Genomic DNA, 21199 nt, shown 5'->3' with positions numbered 1-21199 from the left:
AAGTGTGTCGGGCATGACATTCATCTAGTCCAATGAAAGTTTGGCGTACCGCAAGGTGGACCGCTCTCGCCAATCCTATCCAATATCTATTTAGATAAAATGGACAAGGAATTGGAACAAAGAGGCTTGCGCTTTGTTCGCTATGTCGATGACTGCAATATCTTCGTCAAGAGTGGTAAATCGGCTAAGCGCGTGATGAAGTCAATTACATCATGGCTAGAAAGAAAACTGTTCTTAAAAGTTAACACTACTAAAACTAAAGTAGTTAGACCAACGAAGAGCAATTTCCTAGGCTTTACCTTCTGGAAAACGGGCGAAAACTGGCAAGCAAAGCCGGGAGACGACCGTAAAGCCAAGCTTTATGACAAGATTAGAGAATTGTTGAGTCGCCATAAAGCAGTTGCTCAAACTCTATCATTAGTCTTTACTAAGATAAATCAAGTGGTCAAAGGCTGGGGTGCAGGAGTTTTTGGCTTTAACGCAAAAGAAGTCGCAAAAATGTGGCAGGAGGCCTTTGATACTCCGACAAGCATCTCCACTTTGATTTACGCTGTTATTCCTGGCAGAAAGAATAAAGACGTGGTAGCTGATTTTAAGGATATTTTTGTTTAAATAGAAATTTTCTCTCAAATAACAATCCAAACAAAAAAGACGAGCCAACGCCCGTCTTTTTATTTTCTTGAAATAAATTTTTACGAAAATTGCAATTTCAAATTGAACACTTTTGAAAATTAAATTCTGTATATTGAATCTAATCTTCTTTCAAATAGTTCATCTGGAGTATGGTAGCTCAATACTTTTCTAGGTAGATCATTAATCCAGAGCTCAATTGAGAAGATGTCATCCAAGCTATAATTCTTAACATACTCACCTTTAGGAATAAAGCGTCTAATTAAACGATTATGACATTCAACCCCGCCTTTATCACAAGAAGTATAAGGATGAGCATAGTAGACTAAAGTGTTTGAGATATCCTCAAGCTGGGAAAGATCCGCAAATTCAGAACCGTTGTCTGTAGTTACCGTTTTAAAGACTTCATTCCAATGTTCTTGATATTGAGCCTTCAAGTTGTTAAAGGCCGTCATTACGCTGCCAGCTGTCTTGTCAGGAATTGGAACTATCATGAACTTACGGGTCATTCGCTCATACAAGGTCAGCAGAACTTCATCGTCTTTGGTTTTATGCCCTAAGACCAGATCACATTCCCAGTGACCGAACTCTTTGCGCTGATCAATATATTTGGGCCTGTCTTCAATACTGCGGCCAAGTTTCTTTTTATTTGCACGAATACGCTTGGTTTTGGTATTGCGGGTAAGTTTTTCTGGCAGATCAGTATTTTGAATCTGGAGAAGGCCTGAATCTACGTAGCGGTAAAGAGTTCTGGTGCAGACAATCTGATTCCTGGTAAACAGTCCCGTTGCCAGGGAGCGGCCAACACAGGCATCCAAAGACCAGCCAGAGTTAAAGAAATGTTCTTGAACATAATCAATGAAGTGCTTCTTAAGCAGATAGTGCGGCTTACGTCCAGAATTCAAGCGGTGACGATTATAAGCCTCTTGACCAGCTTTAGCGTGATAGCGTTTGACATTGCCGTTATACAAAGTGACAGTACCGCGATCTATTTCATATTTGATCGTACTAGGAGAGCAGTTAAGCTTGCGTGCAATAGCACGCATGGAATAGCCTTCTTTGCGCAAAGTTTGGATTTCAACTCTGTTTTCAAAAGAAAGATGCTTGCCTTTAGTATGAGTGTCTGTGATAGAATGTAATAAGTTCATTTGAATCTCTTTTCTAGAAGTTTTTGTGGTTAATTACATTCTATCAAAGAGTCCAAATGGACTTTTTTTAATATTTGAACGAAGTGTTCAATTTGATTTTACAATCCGCCATTTTTGGTGTGACTGTTAGTGCACAAAGCGTGAGTTATCGTACTTACAAGTATGGCACGCATCAGACCTCGATGGCTGATGGCTACTATGCGCGTCCTGCTCAGGTTGTGGTAGACGACAATCAGTACCTGGTAACGATGACAATTCGCACTAAGAAAGATCTAAGTCCCTATCCGGTTCGGGTGTTAACGATTAATGGACAAGCACCGCTAAACGTAGTAAAAACGCGGCATGGCAGTGACTATGATTATCGCTATAGTTTTCGCACTAATAATTTAAAACGTGATATTTCTAGTCAAATTAAAATAGATGTGCCACATGTTTACCAAGCAACACACAATATTACATTTGCCTTTGACACTACGCAATTGCCTAAGTTAACAAATAAAAAAGAGCGAGCAAGTCATGCAGAAAGTGCGATAAAACGTAGCGCGCCACAGGTGAAAAACAAGAGTGTTAAGCCTAAGGAGCAATTGGCACAAAAGAAGCAAGCGGCAATAGCTAACAGGCAAATAGCACAGAATGCACGCAATCAACGTGCTAATCAACAAAGGCAGCGAAATTTTTATTATGTTATTTTGGCTGGAGTGCTTAGTTCGTTAATTTTAATTGGCGTTGCTGTTTTGATTGTCGTAAATGCCAAGGAAAGAAAAAGTAAATGAAAAAACGTAAAGGATTAATTATTGGTTTAATTATATTTTTAGTAGCAATCATCGGAGTGGCAATTGGTGCTAAACGATTGATTGATCAAAAAGTTGCCAATAATGAAAAGATTGTTGCCACAAGTGCAGCGATTACTGAAATTTTTGATAAATTGAACGTTAATTTAGCAGGGGTTCCAAAGACGCAGGCTAAGTTACCAGCACGCTATCAAAAGGTGCCCAAGATTGGGAGTCCAATGAAGCCAAGTGTTGAAAAGATTGCTTCTTTGAATCCCACTCGTGTCTATGCAGTCTCAACTTTAAAAGATCAGTATGATCAATCATTTAAAGAACAAGGCGTTAAAGTTACATATCTGAAGCTGGATTCAGTAGCTGACCTTGAAGCTACACTGAGTTCATTAGGCAAGCAGTATTACCGGCAGAGACAGGCTGATTATCAGATTGGCTTAATCAAAAAAGCCGTTAAAAAGGCTAAAGCACGTGTTCACGGTCGTAAGCCTAGAGTATTGATCTTGATGGGCTTGCCTGGCGCTAATTACATGATTCTAACTAATCGATCATATTTAGGTGATTTGGTCAGAATAACTGGTGGGGAAAATGTCTATCACTCTGATAGTCAGATTTATTTGTCACCAAGTAATGACTCGCTAGCTACTAAAAATCCAGATGTCATTTTGCGATTAGAACATGCTTTACCAAATGTAACTTTGCCACAATTTAAGCAAGAGTTTAAGAAAAATTCTGTTTGGAAGACGATGAAAGCCGTAAAGACAGGCAGAGTTTATGACCTACAGCAACCAGACTTTAATGCTTCAGCTAACATGAATGTTTCTCAAGCATTGAATAAATTAAGCAACTGGTTGTACCCTGGAAAGTGATCAAAATGAAGAAAAAGGTAATTTGGATAAACTTGATTTTAGCAGTTTTGTTAATCAGTACGATTTTCTTTGCATTAACTCACGGAGCAAGCAATTTTTCAATGCAAAAGATGACTAACAGCCAATTGAATATTTTGTTTAATATCCGTGTCCCGCGGATTATTTCGGCACTAGTAGCAGGAGCTAGCCTCTCTGTTAGTGGTGCCTTTTTTCAGGCAACTTTGCGCAATCCGATTGCAGAACCTGGAATTATGGGGATCTCTAGTGCAGCCAGTTTATGTCAATTGCTAGCGGTTATTATTTTGCCAGAAATTTTCTTTGGTAAAATTATTTTCGCGATTATTGGCGGACTGCTAGCGTTTGGGCTTCTTTTATTATTCCAAAAAAAGATGACGCCTTATCAGTTAATTATCATCGGAGTGGCATTGAATGCGGTGTTCACGGGGATGCAGGAAGTTTTCACTAATAATCAAAATAGTGGCAGCAGCCTGGCCACAAGTAGTTGGGGATCAACAATGTATTTATTGGTTATTGGCATAATAGGGCTGATTTGCGCGATTTGTTTTATGAATTGGGCTAATTACTTAAAGATCAATGATGAAGAGCTGACGTCTTTAGGTGTTTCTGCTAAAACCCTGCGTTTAGTCTTGATGCTAATTGCAGTGGTTTTGGCCGCAACAACAACGGCTTGCATTGGTGTTTTAGCCTTTATCGGAATTATTGTGCCACAGGTTGCTCGTTTGCTTTTTGGATATGATTATCAAAAAATCATTCCATTTTCGATTTTTGCTGGAGCTTGGTTTTTATTGTTCGTTGACACCATCGGCCGGGTGATTACAGCGCCAAACGAGATTGCGGCTAATATTATTTTGGCTATTGTTGGTGGTCCAGTTATGATTTTAATTTTATGGAAGAGGCAGAAAAATGCTTAAAGCGTCGCAGATTGATTTTTCATATGGGTCAAAACAATTATTTAATCAATTCTCTCTGAGCCTGCAGGAGAACCAGATTACGACTTTAATTGGTCCTAATGGATCTGGCAAGTCAACCTTGTTTCGCTTGCTTACACGGGCAATAAGGCCGTCTGCGGGGACAATTACGCTAGATGGGCAAGATATCTGGCAGCTAGCTGCGAAGGATTTTGCCAAAAAGGTAGCAATTGTCCACCAGCAGAATCAATTGTATGATCAGATAACTGTCAAGGAACTGGTTAAAATGGGGCGTCTGCCGTATCATTCCTTGATGGGGGATGAAGAAAATGGATCTGCTCGCCTTCAACAGATTATGCAGGAGCTAGAGATTGCTGATTTGGCAGATAAGTTTATAGCGCAATTATCTGGCGGTCAGCAGCAGCGTGTGTGGCTTGCTACAGCACTGGCGCAAGAGCCAGAATATCTTTTTCTAGATGAACCAACAACATACTTGGATTTGCATTTTCAGTATCGCTTTTTGGATTTAGTGAAAAAATTGAATCGAAAGCAGAATTTGACGATTTGCATGATTTTGCACGATTTGAATCAGGCTTTGCAATATAGTAATCAGGTAATTTTGCTCAACCAAGGCATGATTCAAAAGCAGGGCAGGCCAGAAGAGGTAATTACGGCGCAGGCGATTAGGCAAAACTTTGGCATAGATTGCGAGATGATCGAAACTGAGCAGGGAAAAGTCTTGTTAATGGCAGGTTCTGAGGCAAAATAAAAGACCACGAGAAAACTCGCGGTCTTTTTTGTAATAATAAATTATTACTTGTTAACTTCATCCTTGAAGCTCTTACCTGGCTTGAATGCTGGAACGTTTGATGCAGCAATTTCAATTTCCTTACCAGTTTGTGGGTTACGACCCTTACGAGCAGCACGGTGACGAAGTTCGAAGGCACCGAAGCCAACCAATTGAACCTTGTTACCTTCAGCAACATTGCTCTTAACGACGTCGATGTAAGCGTCCAAAATAGTGTTAATGTCTGTCTTAGTAGCATCAGTCTTTGCAGCGATTTGATCTACTAATTGTTTCTTAGAAATAGTTTCCATGAAAAATACCTCTTTTAATATAAACTACGATTACTTATTTTAACAGTAATCCGCGTATTTACAAGGGGAAACAGCCTCTTTAAAGAATTTTTTTAAAAAGGAAAGAAATTCTATGTATTTGAAGCGAAAAATATTGTATTCGCTATCAAAAATGTAGTTCATGTAATGATTCTTTTGTTTTGATTTGAAAAATTAACTTTTTTCAAAAAATTTAGACATTTTTTGCGTAATAAATGATGGGAGACAAGCCTAAATTTTGAATTCCAAATTTTGTACAGTGATGGAATATATAAGAGAGGTGAATAATCTTTAATTACACAAATCACATCCTCGAAATATGCTTAAACAATATCAATTAAGAACGTTGAAGAATGGATTAAGAATGGCAGGTATAAGACTATGAGCCTACTAACTTATAAAGGTTACCAAGGTACTTATCGAAGTTGAAAATGATACTTTATTTGGCGAAGTCTTAGGTCTAGAAAATACTTTTATTTCTTATGAAGGAAATTCTCTGGCAGAGTTGAAGAAAGATTTCAAAGCGGGTATTGATGATTATCTTGAGAATTGTCAATTGAATCATGAGCAACCAGAACAGGCTAACCAAGATGCAGCTAAGTTACAGTTGCAAAAATTATTATTAACATCATTAGCGTGATTGGAACAAAATAAAGCTCGAAACTTCTACAAATTGTAGTAACTTCGAGCTCTGCATTAATCTGTTTTTATTCAATACAACGCATGCTATTACATATTGGCAAATCGATCTAGTTCATCATGTGTTCCTAATGCAACCAAAACTAGGATTAGTTCATGTGTTTCTTTATCAATCCGGTAGTACAATAGCCAATCGTCATTATATTGACGATTAACGTGCATTTCGCGATTTTTTCCTACAGGGTGATCTTTATGTTTGGCTAGAAATTCTTTGTCATTGGTTAATATTGCTTCAACACAATCATCAACATAATCCATTGGATAATGTTTTCTTTCATATCTCTTGTAAGCGCGGTAGTAGCGCTTGGTAGGATTAACTTGCATGATTATTTCCGCATGGCCTTTTTGTATTCTTCAAAAGAGCTATAACTTCCATGATAAATGTGATTATCAGCTTCATAGTTCGCTTCATCTAGTTCTGTCATGGGTCTTAGTTCTAAAGGAATGCCATTACTTCTAACAATAGCTTTGAAATACATTCTAATTCCTGTTGATATATCAACCCCATATGAAGCAAGAATATCTTGAGCTTCTTTTTTTAATTTATCATCGATTTTTACACTAATTTGAGCCATAGTACAACCTCTATTCACAAAATGTATTACTTTATCTATATAGTACTATATACTATAAATACAAAATATCAATTTTTAGCGTTTGCTTTTAAAAGAATTTTAAAAGATTATAGGTAGTCTTATTATGAATACTAGGGGAAAAAACTAAAAGTGACATTTATATCTTTAATCGTAATACACCAGCAGAAATTTAAACATAAACAAAGCTCGAAGCTTCTACAAATTGTAGTAACTTCGAGCTTTTTGTAACTATTCAGAAAAGATAATTTAGCGGTCTTCGTGGTTAGTGAAGTAACGGTAGTCCTTACTCTTGTCGAACAATACGGCACGAGCGTTTTCACCGTTGGAGATTGAGAAGATAGCGTCAGGGTACTTGTTCTTAACTTCATCTTCTACCAATCCTCTAAGCATTTCGTTGTTAGCTAAAACTGAACCGGTTAAAGCAATCTTCATTGGCTTAGGATCTTCGTAACGGTCAAGACCGATGATGATGTCACGGGCTAACAGATGAGCTTGTTTCTTAATAACTTTGATTGCATCATCGCTGCCTTCATCAGCAAGTTGTGCAACGTGAACAGCCATTCCTGCAACTTCTGGGTTAGACATCTTGTAGAATTTAGCGTTACATTCATCCATGTGTTCAACGCCAAATAATTTAGTAAACATTTGAATCAAAGCGTTGTCTTCACGCTTGTCCCAGCTAAGAAGAGCAGATTGCATTGCTGAACGAGCAATTGCGTAACCTGAGCCTTCATCACCTAAGATGTTGCCGTAGCCACCAACTGCGATTAAGTGGCCGTTTTGTAAACCGTTGTAAACTGAGCCAGTACCGGCAATTACTAAGGCACCGTCATCACCTTCAAGACCAGCGTAAAGTGCTAAAAGTGAATCAGTAATAGCACGAGTAGGTAAGTTGTTAATTCTTGATGAAATAGTTGCGGCAACTTCTGGAGCATTACCGACAACTGAAAGACCGGCAATACCAACAAGAACGCGCATGCAGTCACCATCAACCTTGTCGATCAATTCGTTGATAGTGTCAGAGATATTCTTAATTCCGCCTTCGTAGTCAGCGTTAATTTGGCCTGGGCCGCCTTCTGCACGACCGATTTCCTTGCCAGTTTCGTCATATGCGATTGCAGTTGAGTGAGTACCACCTGCATCAACACCAATTTGGTATTTAAGAGCCATGTTGTAAATCTTCTTTCTATATTAATTTATCCGAATGATAACGTATACATTGTATTATATTTTTATACAGTAGGTCTAGTAAAAGTTTTGCTGTTAGCGCTAACAGCGGCTTTTTTCTTGCAAATTAATAAAATTGTTAAACTAATTAAGCTAACCAACATCCCCAGTAGAAGAACCCATGGTACATAAATTAATGTAATTTGATGTTTTCCTGGATTCAACTTGAAGTTTAAAAAAGCATTCATGAACAAGGTTTTATTCTTGTTAATTATTTTGCCATTATCTAAAACTAACCAGTTAATGTTATTAGGAATAGTTGACGCCAATGTCATCATCTTCTTCGTTGTGAAATGATTAGATTTGATGATCAAAGCAGATGTTTGTTTAAAGTTTGGTTGTTTTTGCTTAAAACGATGTATAATCTGCTCGAGCTTTTGTGTGTTTAAGCGCCAGAAGTGAATGCCACTAAGGTCTAGTTTATCTTTTTTTAGTTCAAAAGTAACTTGCAACCGTTGACCACGCTGGTGGCTACCTAGATTAATGAGACGGGCATTTTGATCACGTACTGCCAGATTAATATTAGCACCATTAACTGTCATTGAAATGGCATTATCATCGATCTCACCAGGCATTTCAATGTAGTAAGAATCATCAGTCTGTGGTTTGAAATTGAAAATGATGCGTGCGATTTGCTTATTGTTTTTACGATTATATTGTAGTTGATCGTTTTTCATACTAGTTACATTAATTAATTTTGCTTTAGGCCAATTGATCTGCTTAAACGGCTGCACTTTTGACCCTGTAACTGCTTGAAGGAATTTAGTTTGATTGCCAGTAATATCTAAAGAGTTAAAATTGATTTTTTGCGTTTTTTGTGATGTTAAAAAGAGTAGGGGCAAAGCGGCATTATTTTTCACTAGATATAGTTGGGCAAAGCGCTTTTGCAAATGATAATCGCTGGCGTCAACGCGGTGGTTGGAATTGTCATACTTCATTTGCTTACCAGACTTGAGCGTTGTGATTTCATCATTGGGCAAAAGATAATATTTGATTCCAAGTAAATCATCTGTCAAAGTAGTTCCGCCAAAATTAGTGTAGGAATTACTATTGTTTAGAAATCCCAGGTTGCTGATCAGGTTGAGTACTTTTTGATCAGAAATCGAATTAAAATTACTTAAACCGTAATAACCAGCGCTAAAAGGATCATCATCAGAACGATAGAAAGTCTTTTCAGTTCGGTAAAATCTAGAATCATGTTGATTTGCGTATTGTACTGCTTGGCTGACATTAGTGGTAAAGTTCTGATAATCGCTATTTTTTTGATAAGCTAAATTGCCTAGAGATAGTACTAGGTTGACGATTAACTCAAGCTCGATAACTAAATAGAAAAATGGCGCGGCAAAACTGTGTTGATGATAAATAAAGCCAATAAACAAGATTCCGAGGGCTAGAAAAGCTCCCGTGGCAATCTGCGCATCTTCAGTTAGAAAGTCAAAATGTGAGGCATTAAATACTATATAAACAATTAAACCTAAAGAAAATAGAGTCAGAAGTCCGGTCTGCCAGTAAGCTATACGTTCTTTTTGTTCTAATGCAATAACGCCTAGATTTAGCGCAAAAAAGATCAACACAAAGCTGAAACGACCAGGATACCAGACAGGGAATTGGCCTAAATGCCAGAGTAAAACCAGTGGTGTCCAAAAAAGAGAAGCAATTAAGAAAATGAGTAAAATTCCGTTTGCTAATTTACGCTGCCAGTTAATCTTTTTGCTTAAAAAATATAAAATTGTCAGCAACAAGAAAGGCATTGTCAGGTAAATGTTGGGCATCCCTTCCTGCATTTCATGAAAGTTATAGGCCCCTTCGGCTAACTTAGTCAGCTGTTCAACTGGAGAAAACTGCCAGCCCAAATTCCAGGAGGCAGTAGAACTAGCCTTGCCTTGCAACATTTCAACCAGAACGGGGAAGAGCATAAAGGCATCTAAAAATGAACCAGCGATACTTTTTCTTAAATAAATCCAGTTAAGGCGTAGGCGCTCCTGCTTATTGATGAAGAAAATTTTGCTTAACAGATAAAGCAAACCAAAGGCTAATGCCATAAATCCGGTATAAAAATTAGTGAACCAAAGCAAAAAGGTAATTAAAATTAACTTATTTTTTCGTTGGGCCAGCAAGCGGTCGATGGCATTAATCAATAAAGGAAGCAAAATCACAGAATCAAGCCACATCAGATTATAGTGATTGCCAATAACGTAGCCTGAAAGGGCATAAGCCGAACTAGCCGCTAAAGCGTAAAAGTGATTAGTGATTTTTTGCTTCCAATAGTAGTAGGAAGATAGTCCTGCCGCTCCAATTTTTAATGCGATAATAATTAAAATTGCTTGTGGCAAAAAATGTTGCGGAAATAAAAATAAGAGTAGATTGAAAGGACTGCAGAGATAATAGGCGTCAGTTGCTAGCATTGAACCGCCTAAACCATTAGAAAAGGAATAGATTAAGCGCAAGGGATGGGAGAACAAATTTCGCCTGAAGAAGGCAAGAAAATCAACATATTGTTGACCTAAGTCGACAGTGAGCACTCCATTTTTGCTGTAGAAAAAGTAACTCAAGAAAATCAAAGCCGGTAGCAAAAAACTAAGCCAGAAAAAAATATTTTTACGATTAATTGCAATGTGTCGTGAGTTAAGAAATTTAAGCATCATTAAAAATTATATAAGCTCCCTTATGAATTGTAGAATTGATGTTTACTTTTTGTTAAAATACATCTAGTTTTAATAAAGGTGATTTACGTGAATTATTTTAGAAAAAATAGTGGGACTGGCTCAAACAAGCATTCCTCAACTCCAATTAGAATGCGAATCATTCTAGGGGTAATTTTAGTCCTCTTTGCCATGTTAATTGGGCAATTGGCTTATTTGCAACTAGTTTATGGTTCACGTTTCAAGGCAGAAGTGCAAAAAACTGATTCAACTGTTGTTTTGCATCAAGTGCCACGTGGTGTCATGTATGACTCCAAAGGCCGCGTTTTAGTAGGTAATAAAGCAACCAATGCTATTACTTATACTAAGAGTGCCTCGACTACAACAGCAGATATTTACAAGATATCTAATGCCTTGAGTAATTATATCAAGATTAGCGATGAAAAGCCGACAAAGCAAATGGCAGCAGATTATTATTTAGCTAATGAAGATAATAATACTAAGATATCTAATGCTTTGCCGAAGTCAGCCAAGATTGATGCTGATGGCAATAAGAAGACTTCAGCTGAAATCTATCAAGCGGAATTGGCTTATGTTGAAAAAATGAATCCTAAACTAACCACTCGGCAAAAAACAGCGGCTTTAATCTTTAATAAGATTTCAGGGGCTTATACTTTATCCACGATTTATATCAAGAATAAAGGCTTAACCGATCGTGAAATTGCCCAAGTAGGTGAGCACTTATCAGAGCTTCCTGGTGTGGGTATCGGAACTGACTGGCAAAGATCCTATCCAAATGGTTCATCTATTCAAAGTATCATTGGTTCGGTTTCAACTGAAAAATCTGGTTTACCAAGTGATAGCTTGCAGTACTACTTAAGAAATGGTTACTCACGTAACGACCGGGTAGGTACTTCATATCTTGAAAAAGAATATGAACCACTTTTGAAGGGAACTAAGTCGACTAACCAGGTTATTACTAAATCGAATGGTAATATCCAGCAGACTAAGACTGTTTATAATGGTCAAGCCGGTGCCAGCTTAATGTTAACGATTGACGCTAAGTATCAAAAGCAAGTACAGGCTACTTTGAAACGGGTTTACAGTACAGCTGTTGGTAACGGTGCAGCAAGATACTCTAATGGTGCCTATGCCGTGGCGATGAATCCTCAGACTGGTGCTTTGCTAGCTGTAGCCGGGATTAATCGAAACACGAACACTGGTAAAACGACTGATAATGCTTTAGGTGTAATTAACCAATCCTTTGTTATGGGATCAGTTGTTAAGGGGGCTACTGTTGGTGGTGGATTAATTAATAAGGTTATTACTCCCGAAAACAATACTTTGCCTGATACGGCAATTTATTTGCCAGGTTCACCAGTTAAAAAGTCAGTTTATCCAGTTGGTACTTTCAGTTCATTGGATGCTGAAACAGCGCTGGAAGTCTCCAGTAATATTTACATGATGCACTTAGCAATGAAATGGGTTAAGGCTAGTTATGTACCGAAGAGCTACATTCGTATGCCAAACGATGCCTTTGACATTTTACGGCGTAATTTTGCTATGTTTGGCTTAGGTCAAAAGACAGGCGTTGACCTACCTGGTGAAGTGTCAGGAATTGAAGGTAAGTCATTTAATGACAAGGGTAATATTCTTTCCGGTTCTGTACTTGACCTAGCTTATGGTAACTATGATGCTTATACACCAATTCAATTAGCTCAATATGTGTCAACTATTGCTAATGGTGGTAAGAGATTGCAACCTTATATTGTGCAATCAGTTGGTAAAACTAGCAAAGATGGCAAGAAGATTTACATTAGCTACAATAAGAAGCCAAATGTCCAACAAGTAATTCCTTGGACGCTTGCGGAACTTAATGTAGTTCAAACAGGGTTCTATCGTGTTGTTCACGGTACGAATGGTTGGGGAACTGCTCACCCATTGAAGAATGTTAAGCCATCAATTTCTGGTAAGACTGGTACTGCACAAACTTTCTACTATGATGCTGAACACCCTAATAGAAAGCACAATATCGAATTGATTAACGCAACCTTTATTGGCTATGCTCCATCGAAAAATCCAAAATTAGCAGTGGCGGTTGTTTTCCCAGGATTAGACCCTGATGGTGAAGGAACATACACATTGCAAGTTGCCAAAGCAATGGTACAAGATTATTTCAAACTTCATTCAACAAAATAAAGAATAATACTGGTCAAACAGCTTGAAAAATGCTATTCTAGTACAGTCAGAATAAAAGTGTAGGTGGTGAAAAAAATGGCAGATAACATCATTTTAGAATGCACCGAATGTGGCGATAGAAGTTACTTATCTAAGAAGAACAAGCGTAAGCATCCGGAACGTTTATCCTTAAAGAAGTATTGCCCAGTTGAAAGACGCGCAACACTTCACCGTGAAACTAAGTAATAAACCAAGATAGCAGGCTACGTGCCTGCTATTTTTTGTTTTTTGGACAAAAAGATGGAAAAATCAGAATTAAGAAAAGAACAAATCAGTAAATTAAAAGAATTTGCCAATACTAAAGAAAAAAGAGCAGAAGATGCGATTTTATTAGAGAAATTAATGTCGACAGATCTAATTAGAAGAAGTCAGACGATTGGGGTAACTGCTTCTTTACCACTAGAAGTAGATACTTCTGAATTAATTGCTCGTTTGTGGGATAAAGGAAAAGAAGTTTATCTGGCAAAGGCACGAAGCGATCAAAATCATACTTTAGGCTTTTTACGCTATACGTATATGAGCAAATTGGTAAAATCTAAATTCGGTGTGGAAGAAGTCGCCGATGAAGATGCGAAAATCAATAATGATTTGGATTTAGTCATTGTGCCAGGTTTAGCCTTTGCCTTAGATTCGCATATTCGACTTGGCTTTGGTGGAGGTTATTATGATCGCTTTTTGGCTAAGCATGATCCTAAAACTGTTGCTTTAGCCAATAGCAAGATGACGTTCGATACTAGCATTTGGCCTATCGAAAAAACCGATATTCCGGTTCAAACAATTGTTACTCCTGATAAAATTTATTAAAATAGTCACAATGACGAAGATAAGGGGGATTAAATGAATACTCAACGAAAAATTAACCTCTCACAATCATTTGTGACTTTAGGAATTTTAGTAGTTTTATTAATAGTCTTTTTAGTTGAAGTGTTTTTAGGTGGCTCAGAGAATACCAATGTCTTGATGAAAATGGGAGCCATGAATAATTTTGCCGTGGTGGCTGGACACCAATGGTGGCGCCTATTTATGGCCCAGTTTTTGCATATTGGCATCATGCATTTGGTTTCTAATGCCATTATTATTTACTACATGGGGCAGTATATGGAGCCCTTAATGGGACATGTGCGCTTTTTAGTGACTTATCTTTTAGCTGGGGTCGGCGGCAATCTAATGAGCTTGGCTTTCAGTGCTGATCGCGGCTTAAGTGCTGGTGCCTCAACAGCTTTATTTGGTTTGTTTGGGGCAATGACTGCCATTGGCTTGCGCAATTTGCATAATCCAATGATTGCTTTTTTAGGTCGACAAGCCTTTGTCTTAGCTTTGATTAACTTAGCGCTTGATATTTTTGTGCCTGAGATTGATATCTGGGGTCATATTGGTGGCTTAATTGCTGGCTTCTTATTAGCGATTATCTTGGGCGATCGTGTAATGAAGACCTACAATCCTAAGTGGCGCGTATTGGCTGCTGCAGTGTTAGTCGTATATGTTGTTTGGACGGTTAGAACAGGAATGATAATTAATTTCTAATGAAAACTCTCTACGATGTACAACAATTATTAGAAAAATACGGAATTTTGGTTCATGTTGGCAAAAGAATTTGGGATATTGAATTAATGGCTTTAGAGCTCGACAATATCAATCGTGCCGGTCTGATTGACCAACATGATTATTTGATTGCCAAGATGATTTTGAGTCGAGAACATCGAATTGAAGTCAAAAATGAACAAAAAAAGGCGCTCAAAGATCCGAAAAATGATAGCCAGTAAATTAGTTTAGCGGTATCATAATAGATGTAAGTTTTTTATGAAAGGGCAGATTTAGTTTATGTCGAGTTTTTTAATTGTCTTAGATTTAGTTTTATTAGTCATTATTTTAGTCATGGTTGGTATCTGGGCTTGGAATAAAATTCAAGCTAAATCAATCGGTGGCGAATTGACTAATGAAGAATTTAAAGAAGGCATGCGTAAGGCACAAATTATTGATCTGCGTGAAAAAGAACCGTTTAAACGCAAGCATATTGATGGCGCTCGCAACTTGCCATATACCATGCTTAAGTATCAATATACTGAGCTTAGAAGCGACTTGCCAGTTTATCTTTACTCAGATTCAAAGACCATTACTTTGAGAGCTGCCCGTTTTTTAAAGAAAAAGGGTTTTGTTTCTATCCATTGGCTTAAAGATGGCTTTGAAGCTTGGGATGGTAGAACTAAGAAGTCAAAATATTAAATGAAAAGAAGACGCATTTGGAGGGGGGTAACTCTAATGCGCTCTTTTTTTGTATCAAAATTAAGAAAGGTGATGGGGATGAAAAAGGTACTAGCGATTGTAGGACCAACAGCTATCGGTAAGACAAACTTGGCGATTGATTTAGCTAAAAGGTTGAACGGCGAGATTATTTCTGGCGATTCCATGCAGGTTTACCAAGAAGTGGCAGTGGGAACTGCAAAGGCAACTGCAGAGGAACAGGCGCAAGTGAAACACTACTTAGTTGATACGCAATCCGTTTTTGACGAGTATTCAGTTAAAGATTTTGTGGATCAAGCAACAAAAGCGATTGAAGAGATTAGCCAAAAAGGTAAGTTACCAATTATTGCAGGCGGGACAGGTTTTTATGTTAATGCTTTATTGAATAAGATGCAGCTAGGCGAGAAAACTCCAGAAGAGCGTAGCGTTTCGCAAAAGTGGGAAAACTACCTCAAGGAAAAAGGCGCAGAAAAATTGTGGCAGGTCTTGAATGAGCAAGATCCTAAGGCGGCAGAAAAAATACCAGTAGCCAATAGTCGCAGAACTATGCGAGCATTGACTGTGATTGAGCGTACAGGCAAAAAGTTTTCAGAGCAACAAAAGCAGATCGAGCCGCGTTATGATTACTTGATTATTGGCTTGAATTCTGACCGTCAAGAGATATATCGCAGGATTAATTTGCGTGTTGATAAGATGATGGAGCAAGGGATGCTCGATGAAGCAAAATTTATTTATCAAAATCGAGCACGAGAGTATCAGGTCTTGCAAGCAATTGCGTATAAGGAATTTTTCCCTTATTTTGAAGGGCAAGAGACGCTAGAGCATTGCATTGAAGATTTAAAGACAGCTTCGCGCCGCTATGCTAAACGTCAATTGACTTATTTTAGAAATAAATTACCAGTAGTTTGGTTTGATCCGTTAGATGATCCGGGTTGCGAACAAAAGATATTGAAGAAAGTCAAGGAATGGAAAAATGAATAATTTGCCAGAAAAATTACAAAAAATTGTTAAAGAAGTTGATCAACAGATCGCACCTAAACTGGCTGAGATTGAAGATCAAATTGTTTATAATACGGCTAAAGTTTTGGCGGCTTACCAAGCTAATGATGTCGCTGAAGCTGACTTGAATGGGGCTAATGGCTATGGCGACGATGATATGGGAAGAGATAAGCTAGATAAGATCTATGCTCAAGTTTTTCAAACTGAAGATGCGGTAGTTCGGCCTCAATTTGTTTCAGGTACGCACACCTTGTTTGTAGCTCTAGCAGGTAACTTGAAATACGGCGATACGCTAACTTATTTAACTGGACAGCCTTACGATACTTTGCAAAAAGTGATTGGCTTGACTGATGATAAGCGTGGTACTTTAGTCGAGCGCGGCGTGCATTTTTCATATGTGCCGTTAACCGATGATGGGTTAGTTGATTATGACGAGGCTGAAAAGGTTCTTAAACGTGATCAGCCTAAGATCGTTGCCATTCAACGTTCACGTGGCTACTCCACCAGAAAGACCTTTACAGTTGATCAGATTAAGGACATGATTGCCTTTGTTAAACGGGTCAGCCCTAAGAGTATTGTCTTTATTGACAATTGTTATGGCGAATTTTCGGAAAAACATGAGCCAACTGAGTATGGTGCTGACTTAATGGCAGGATCGCTGATTAAGAATGCTGGTGGTGGTCTAGCTAAGACCGGTGGTTATATTGTTGGTAAAAAGGACCTGGTTGAAAATGCAAAACTTGCATTGACTGCTCCAGGCTGCACCGATGAGGGCGCCACTATTGGCAATTTGCATGACTTTTATGAAGGCTTTTTCTTGGCTCCTAATGTTACCGGTATGGCTGAAAAGGGAATGATTTTTGCGGCTGCTTTGTTTGCCAAAATGGGCTTGAATGTTACCCCAGCTTGGGATGAGAAGCGAAGCGATATTATTGAGACAATTATTTTTGGTGATCCTGATAAGATGGTTAAATTTGTGCAAGAAGTACAGAAAAACTCACCGATTGATTCCTTTGTAACGCCTGAAGCTGTGCATATGGAGGGCTACGAAGATAAGATTATTATGGCTGCTGGTAATTTTGTTTCGGGTTCAACTATTGAATTTTCAGCGGATGGTCCAATTAGACCACCTTATGCGGTTTATATGCAGGGTGGCTTGACTTATGCGCATGACAAAGTAGCTATTATTAACGCGGTTCGTGATACTTTTTTTAACAAAAAATAAAATTTAAAAATAATCACTAGACCAATTTGACTTTTTAAAATTGGTCTGCTATTGTATTAAACAGTTCTAGGAGATAAGAATAAATCATAGGACCATACCAATTTAATATTTTTTGTTTTTATAGGTGAATTAACTATGAGTAAACAATATACTGCAGAAGAAATTAAGCAAGAAGTTGAAGACAAGGACGTTAGATTTTTACGCTTGGCCTTCACTGATATTAACGGTACTGAAAAGGCCGTTGAAGTACCTAAGAGTCAATTAGATAAAGTTTTGACTAATGACATTCGCTTTGATGGTTCTTCAATTGATGGCTTTGTTCGTCTTGAAGAAAGTGACATGGTTTTATATCCAGACTTCTCAACTTGGACAGTATTGCCATGGGGTGACGAACACGGTGGTAAGATTGGTCGTTTGATTTGTTCAGTTCACACCACTGATGGCAAGCCATTTGCTGGTGATCCAAGAAATAACTTGAAGCGTGTTCTTGGTGAAATGAATGAAGCTGGATTCGACACTTTTGATATTGGTTTTGAAATGGAATTCCATCTTTTCAAGTTAGACGAAGATGGCAATTGGACTACTGAAGTTCCAGATCATGCTTCATACTTTGACATGACTTCAGACGATGAAGGTGCAAGATGCCGTCGTGAAATCGTTGAAACTCTTGAGGGCATGGGCTTTGAAGTTGAAGCAGCTCACCACGAAGTAGGTGATGGTCAACAAGAAATCGACTTTAGATTCGATGATGCTTTGACTACTGCTGACAGATGCCAAACCTTTAAGATGGTAACGCGTGCAATTGCTAGAAAGCACGGTTTGTTTGCAAGCTTTATGGCTAAGCCTGTTCAAGGTCAAGCTGGTAACGGGATGCACAACAACATGTCATTATTTAAGAATGGCAAGAACGTCTTTTATGACAAGGATGGCGAATTCCACCTTTCAAATACTGCTCTTTACTTCTTGAATGGTATTTTGGAACATGCTCGTGCCATTACTGCAATTGGTAACCCAACCGTTAACTCATACAAGCGTTTAATTCCAGGTTTTGAAGCTCCAGTTTACATTGCTTGGGCTGCTAAGAACCGTTCACCACTTGTACGTATTCCAAGTGCTGGTGAAATCAATACTCGTTTGGAAATGCGTTCAGCTGATCCAACTGCTAACCCATACTTGTTACTTGCTGCATGTTTAACTGCTGGTTTGAATGGTATTAAAGAACAAAAGATGCCAATGAAGCCAGTTGAAGAAAACATCTTTGAAATGACTGAAGAAGAAAGAGCAGAACATGGTATTAAGCCATTACCAACTACTCTTCACAACGCAATTAAGGCCTTCAAGAAAGATGATTTAATTAAGAGCTCATTAGGTGATCACTTAATGCACAGCTTCATTGAATCAAAGGAATTAGAATGGTCTAAGTACTCACAATCAGTTTCAGATTGGGAACGTCAACGTTACATGAACTGGTAAAAATAAATAAGTAATTGGAAAATCTCGTGGTGATTGAGGCCACGAGATTTTTTTGTAAAGTATAGATTTTTCCAAAGCATATCTAATCGTAATTAGTCTAATTACGATTAGATAAGTGAACTTATGGATAAGTTTTTAAATCTAGTAGGATAAACTTTTACCAAAAATCAAAAAATATTCTCTTCAAAGAAGAGCAAACTGCTATATAATTGTAATAATGACCGGACTGGTATCCCTAATTAGTTTAGGGATACTTTTGTGTTAATGAGAATGTATTGGAGTCGATGGAATGAGAAATAAGACATTAGTAGCATTTTGTTTGATAGCTGCAATGATCAATTTAACTGCTTGCCAATCGCAAAAGCAGACTAATAATCGCCAAACTATTGAAAAATCTGGTGTGACTCAGAAACAGACTCCCAAAAGATTAATTGTTAAGAGTATGTCAGATACTGAAAAATCTAGTGCAATCTCAATTTATGGATCGATGAAATATGGGGATGCATGGAAGACTGCATATAGTGATGCCAAGAAAAATCGTTTGAGCATTAGTGTAAAAAATCGAACTGGTTTTAATTGGATAAAAAAAGGTAGAGGCTACATTTATGAAGTAACTGGCAATGGTCAAGAAAATAATGCTTTTTATACAATGAAAAGTGAAACCGTATATTTTTATAATCAGAAGAAAAATTTAGGTGTAGCAAGTTTATCTGAAATAGCTTCATATTTAAATGAACATAATCAAGTAAAAGCTGTAGAAAAATTAGCAACTAAGACTACTTTGGCTGCTGAAGTTACATCTGACAAATATGGGGTTAAGGGTGACGATGGCCTAGCATTAGTTCCAACGAGACTTTGGGGTACTTGGTACAACTATAAAGGAAAGAAGTTAGTAATTACTGATCATACTGTTAATGGTGAAGAAATTCATCATATTTCTAATTCTGGTGTAGCAGCAGAATCCTTAGATCAAACGAAAAAGTGGGCTAGAGCTCGGATCGAAAATATTAATGGATTAAATTGCTATCATGTTCAAACATTGAATGCCCAAGATTTTGGCTTACTTTATTCTGTCCAAAAAGATAATGGCAATACGGCAGTAGTAACTTATAGCGTTGATACAGGTCATTATACGGCTACTTATTGGAAGAGCACCAAGATAGCCAAGGAACACCGAAATGCAGAATTTAAGACTTTAAATTAATATTTGTAAAGAAGTATTAAAATAATTGCAATGAACAAGAAGTATAATTTTTGTAAAATAATCATGTAAGAAGTTGGCGGATCGTATTTTTTATAATACTATTAAGCAAAGAGATAGAATTATTGAAAGAAAAGGGGATTCCTTTTGAAAAGTAAATTAACTGTTTTGGTTGCAATTTCAGCTGCTTTAACTTTAGCAGGATGTAGCCAAAGTACACAAGGTAATAGTAATTCACAATCACAGTCAGAAAAATCAAGTCAAGTTTCTAAGAGTAACTCAGAAAAAACTGGCACCTCAGAATCAAGTAACAGTCAAAACTCAGCAAAATTATCTGCTGAGAATATGGACTATAAGACGCAGGTTAGTGCAATCTCTGTCTATGCTGCACAAAAGTATGGCGACACTTGGGAAATTGCAGTTAATGCTGCCAAAAATGGTAATTTAGGTGTTGCGTTCAGAACCAAAGCCGCAACAGGTATTACTTCTGATAACTCAGGATATGTTTATGAGGTCTCCGGTACCGGTAAAAGCAGTAATGCTCGTTACATGCTAAACGGAGATGGAGCACAAAAGAAAATTACTATTTTTGTTAAGCAAAGAAACCTTGGTACTGTAACTTTACAAGATGTAGTTGATTACATTAATAAAAATAATGATGTTGATCTAGTTCAAAGCTTGGCTAAAAATGCCAAACTAGATGTTAAACTTGAAGGCGATAATGACAATGCAGCTGGTGCTAAGGAATCTGCTAGTGCCGTAATTCCATCAAGCTTGCAAGGTACTTGGTACACTGCAGATACTGGCAATGGCAATATCGATACTTTGACTGTAACTGCTAATAAGATCAATGATGAAGCTGGTTTTAGCATGGATGTAAAGGCTAAAAATTCAGGTTCATCAACTAGTTCAGGCTATATGAAACAAGCTACTATTAATGGAATTAATTTCTATAGTTTTACTAATATGGGTCAAGAACCAGGTCAAGGCAGTACATATTTGGCACCGCATACTGAAAATGGTCAAAGTGTAATTGTTTCAGCTAACTCTAAGGGAACAACTAATGCTGTCTACTGGAAGAGCGAAGCCTTGGCTAAGCAAAACTCCAACAAGCAATTTAGCGATCTACAGTATTAAAAGTGAATAAAATAGGCTCTTTGTCAAATGGTGTTGATAAAAGTCAA

22 protein-coding genes and 1 pseudogene are annotated in these 21199 nt (G+C 37.7%); 17 read left to right on the top strand and 6 right to left on the bottom strand.

Translation table 11 applies throughout. The features are described 5' to 3' along the window. Window positions 1-36: 36 nt before the first annotated feature. Window positions 37-456 (top strand): annotated as a pseudogene (locus CP366_RS03315) (reverse transcriptase domain-containing protein); the annotation flags it as partial. A gap of 275 nt (window positions 457-731) precedes the next feature. On the opposite strand, the gene CP366_RS03310 reads toward CP366_RS03315, so the two are convergent. Continuing rightward, window positions 732-1778: an IS30 family transposase gene (locus CP366_RS03310; protein WP_065991187.1), complete on the bottom strand. Its 1047-nt coding sequence runs from the start codon at window positions 1776-1778 to the stop codon at window positions 732-734. A gap of 92 nt (window positions 1779-1870) precedes the next feature. On the opposite strand from CP366_RS03310, the gene CP366_RS03305 reads away from it, so the two are divergent. Genes CP366_RS03305 through CP366_RS03290 form a run of 4 tightly spaced genes read left to right on the top strand, consistent with a single transcriptional unit; the run spans window position 1871 to window position 5127 of the window. Then, window positions 1871-2551 (top strand): NEAT domain-containing protein, encoded by a 681-nt coding sequence (locus tag CP366_RS03305; RefSeq protein ID WP_089150841.1) that lies wholly within the window; start codon window positions 1871-1873, stop codon window positions 2549-2551. Beyond that, window positions 2548-3429, top strand: coding sequence for a heme ABC transporter substrate-binding protein IsdE (gene isdE, locus CP366_RS03300; RefSeq protein ID WP_065989602.1), 882 nt, complete (start codon window positions 2548-2550; stop codon window positions 3427-3429). Before CP366_RS03305 ends, isdE begins: the two co-directional genes overlap by 4 nt. A 5-nt stretch (window positions 3430-3434) precedes the next feature. Further along, window positions 3435-4361, top strand: a complete 927-nt coding sequence (locus CP366_RS03295) for an iron ABC transporter permease (RefSeq protein WP_089146178.1) — start codon at window positions 3435-3437, stop codon at window positions 4359-4361. Further along, window positions 4354-5127 (top strand): ABC transporter ATP-binding protein, encoded by a 774-nt coding sequence (locus tag CP366_RS03290; protein WP_089146179.1) that lies wholly within the window; start codon window positions 4354-4356, stop codon window positions 5125-5127. The genes CP366_RS03295 and CP366_RS03290 overlap by 8 nt, the downstream gene beginning before the upstream one ends. 44 nt (window positions 5128-5171) lie before the next feature. On the opposite strand, the gene CP366_RS03285 is transcribed toward CP366_RS03290, so the two are convergent. Continuing rightward, window positions 5172-5456 (bottom strand): HU family DNA-binding protein, encoded by a 285-nt coding sequence (locus CP366_RS03285; RefSeq protein WP_005719832.1) that lies wholly within the window; start codon window positions 5454-5456, stop codon window positions 5172-5174. Window positions 5457-5979: 523 nt separating this feature from the next. On the opposite strand from CP366_RS03285, the gene CP366_RS11050 reads away from it, so the two are divergent. After that, entirely contained in the window at window positions 5980-6114 is a 135-nt protein-coding gene (locus CP366_RS11050) for a hypothetical protein (RefSeq protein WP_005719831.1), read from the top strand. A gap of 89 nt (window positions 6115-6203) precedes the next feature. On the opposite strand, the gene CP366_RS03280 is transcribed toward CP366_RS11050, so the two are convergent. The 4 genes from CP366_RS03280 to CP366_RS03265 form a co-directional block, all read right to left on the bottom strand. Then, entirely contained in the window at window positions 6204-6497 is a 294-nt protein-coding gene (locus tag CP366_RS03280; protein ID WP_013086638.1) for a type II toxin-antitoxin system YafQ family toxin, read from the bottom strand. 2 nt (window positions 6498-6499) lie between these two features. After that, window positions 6500-6748 carry a type II toxin-antitoxin system RelB/DinJ family antitoxin gene (locus CP366_RS03275; protein ID WP_005719828.1) on the bottom strand — a complete coding sequence of 83 codons (249 nt, stop codon included), beginning with the start codon at window positions 6746-6748 and terminating at the stop codon, window positions 6500-6502. A gap of 267 nt (window positions 6749-7015) precedes the next feature. Further along, window positions 7016-7939, bottom strand: coding sequence for an N-acetylglucosamine kinase (locus tag CP366_RS03270; RefSeq protein ID WP_005719826.1), 924 nt, complete (start codon window positions 7937-7939; stop codon window positions 7016-7018). A gap of 62 nt (window positions 7940-8001) precedes the next feature. Then, a complete protein-coding gene (locus CP366_RS03265; RefSeq protein WP_180707095.1) occupies window positions 8002-10638 on the bottom strand; it encodes a YfhO family protein in 2637 nt (878 codons plus the stop codon). 90 nt (window positions 10639-10728) lie between these two features. Here CP366_RS03265 and CP366_RS03260 point away from each other — a divergent pair, with 90 nt between their 5' ends. The 11 genes from CP366_RS03260 to CP366_RS03210 all read left to right on the top strand — a co-directional run bounded on the left by CP366_RS03260 (window position 10729) and on the right by CP366_RS03210 (window position 21152). Beyond that, a complete protein-coding gene (locus tag CP366_RS03260) occupies window positions 10729-12837 on the top strand; it encodes a penicillin-binding protein 2 (RefSeq protein WP_089146181.1) in 2109 nt (702 codons plus the stop codon). Between the two features lie 75 nt (window positions 12838-12912). Beyond that, the gene (rpmG, locus tag CP366_RS03255) at window positions 12913-13062 is read left to right on the top strand and encodes a 50S ribosomal protein L33 (protein WP_003548272.1); all 150 of its coding nucleotides are present in this window, start codon (window positions 12913-12915) and stop codon (window positions 13060-13062) included. Between the two features lie 54 nt (window positions 13063-13116). Further along, entirely contained in the window at window positions 13117-13680 is a 564-nt protein-coding gene (locus CP366_RS03250) for a 5-formyltetrahydrofolate cyclo-ligase (RefSeq protein ID WP_089146197.1), read from the top strand. Between the two features lie 33 nt (window positions 13681-13713). After that, complete coding sequence (locus CP366_RS03245; RefSeq protein WP_089146182.1) at window positions 13714-14400, top strand: rhomboid family intramembrane serine protease; 687 nt, start codon at window positions 13714-13716, stop codon at window positions 14398-14400. Continuing rightward, window positions 14400-14639, top strand: a complete 240-nt coding sequence (locus CP366_RS03240; RefSeq protein ID WP_005719816.1) for a YqgQ family protein — start codon at window positions 14400-14402, stop codon at window positions 14637-14639. The genes CP366_RS03245 and CP366_RS03240 overlap by 1 nt, the downstream gene beginning before the upstream one ends. Window positions 14640-14697: 58 nt before the next feature. Further along, a complete protein-coding gene (locus tag CP366_RS03235; RefSeq protein WP_005719815.1) occupies window positions 14698-15099 on the top strand; it encodes a rhodanese-like domain-containing protein in 402 nt (133 codons plus the stop codon). Window positions 15100-15177: 78 nt separating this feature from the next. Continuing rightward, complete coding sequence (gene miaA, locus CP366_RS03230) at window positions 15178-16098, top strand: tRNA (adenosine(37)-N6)-dimethylallyltransferase MiaA (RefSeq protein ID WP_013086631.1); 921 nt, start codon at window positions 15178-15180, stop codon at window positions 16096-16098. After that, entirely contained in the window at window positions 16091-17341 is a 1251-nt protein-coding gene (locus CP366_RS03225; RefSeq protein WP_060462017.1) for an aminotransferase class V-fold PLP-dependent enzyme, read from the top strand. The genes miaA and CP366_RS03225 overlap by 8 nt, the downstream gene beginning before the upstream one ends. A 135-nt stretch (window positions 17342-17476) precedes the next feature. After that, on the top strand, window positions 17477-18814 hold the full coding sequence (gene glnA / locus CP366_RS03220; RefSeq protein ID WP_005719812.1) for a type I glutamate--ammonia ligase: 1338 nt from the start codon (window positions 17477-17479) through the stop codon (window positions 18812-18814). A 289-nt stretch (window positions 18815-19103) separates the two neighbouring features. Further along, on the top strand, window positions 19104-20018 hold the full coding sequence (locus tag CP366_RS03215; RefSeq protein WP_089146183.1) for an ABC transporter: 915 nt from the start codon (window positions 19104-19106) through the stop codon (window positions 20016-20018). A 144-nt stretch (window positions 20019-20162) separates the two neighbouring features. Then, window positions 20163-21152, top strand: coding sequence for a hypothetical protein (locus tag CP366_RS03210; protein WP_089146184.1), 990 nt, complete (start codon window positions 20163-20165; stop codon window positions 21150-21152). The last annotated feature ends 47 nt before the right edge of the window (window positions 21153-21199 follow it).

The sequence above is a fragment of the Lactobacillus sp. UMNPBX15 genome (genome assembly GCF_002553785.1).
Classification (GTDB): Bacteria; Bacillota; Bacilli; order Lactobacillales; family Lactobacillaceae; genus Lactobacillus; species Lactobacillus crispatus.
Note: the sequence above shows the minus strand (reverse complement) of the source record. Positions and strands in the feature narration are given on the sequence as shown.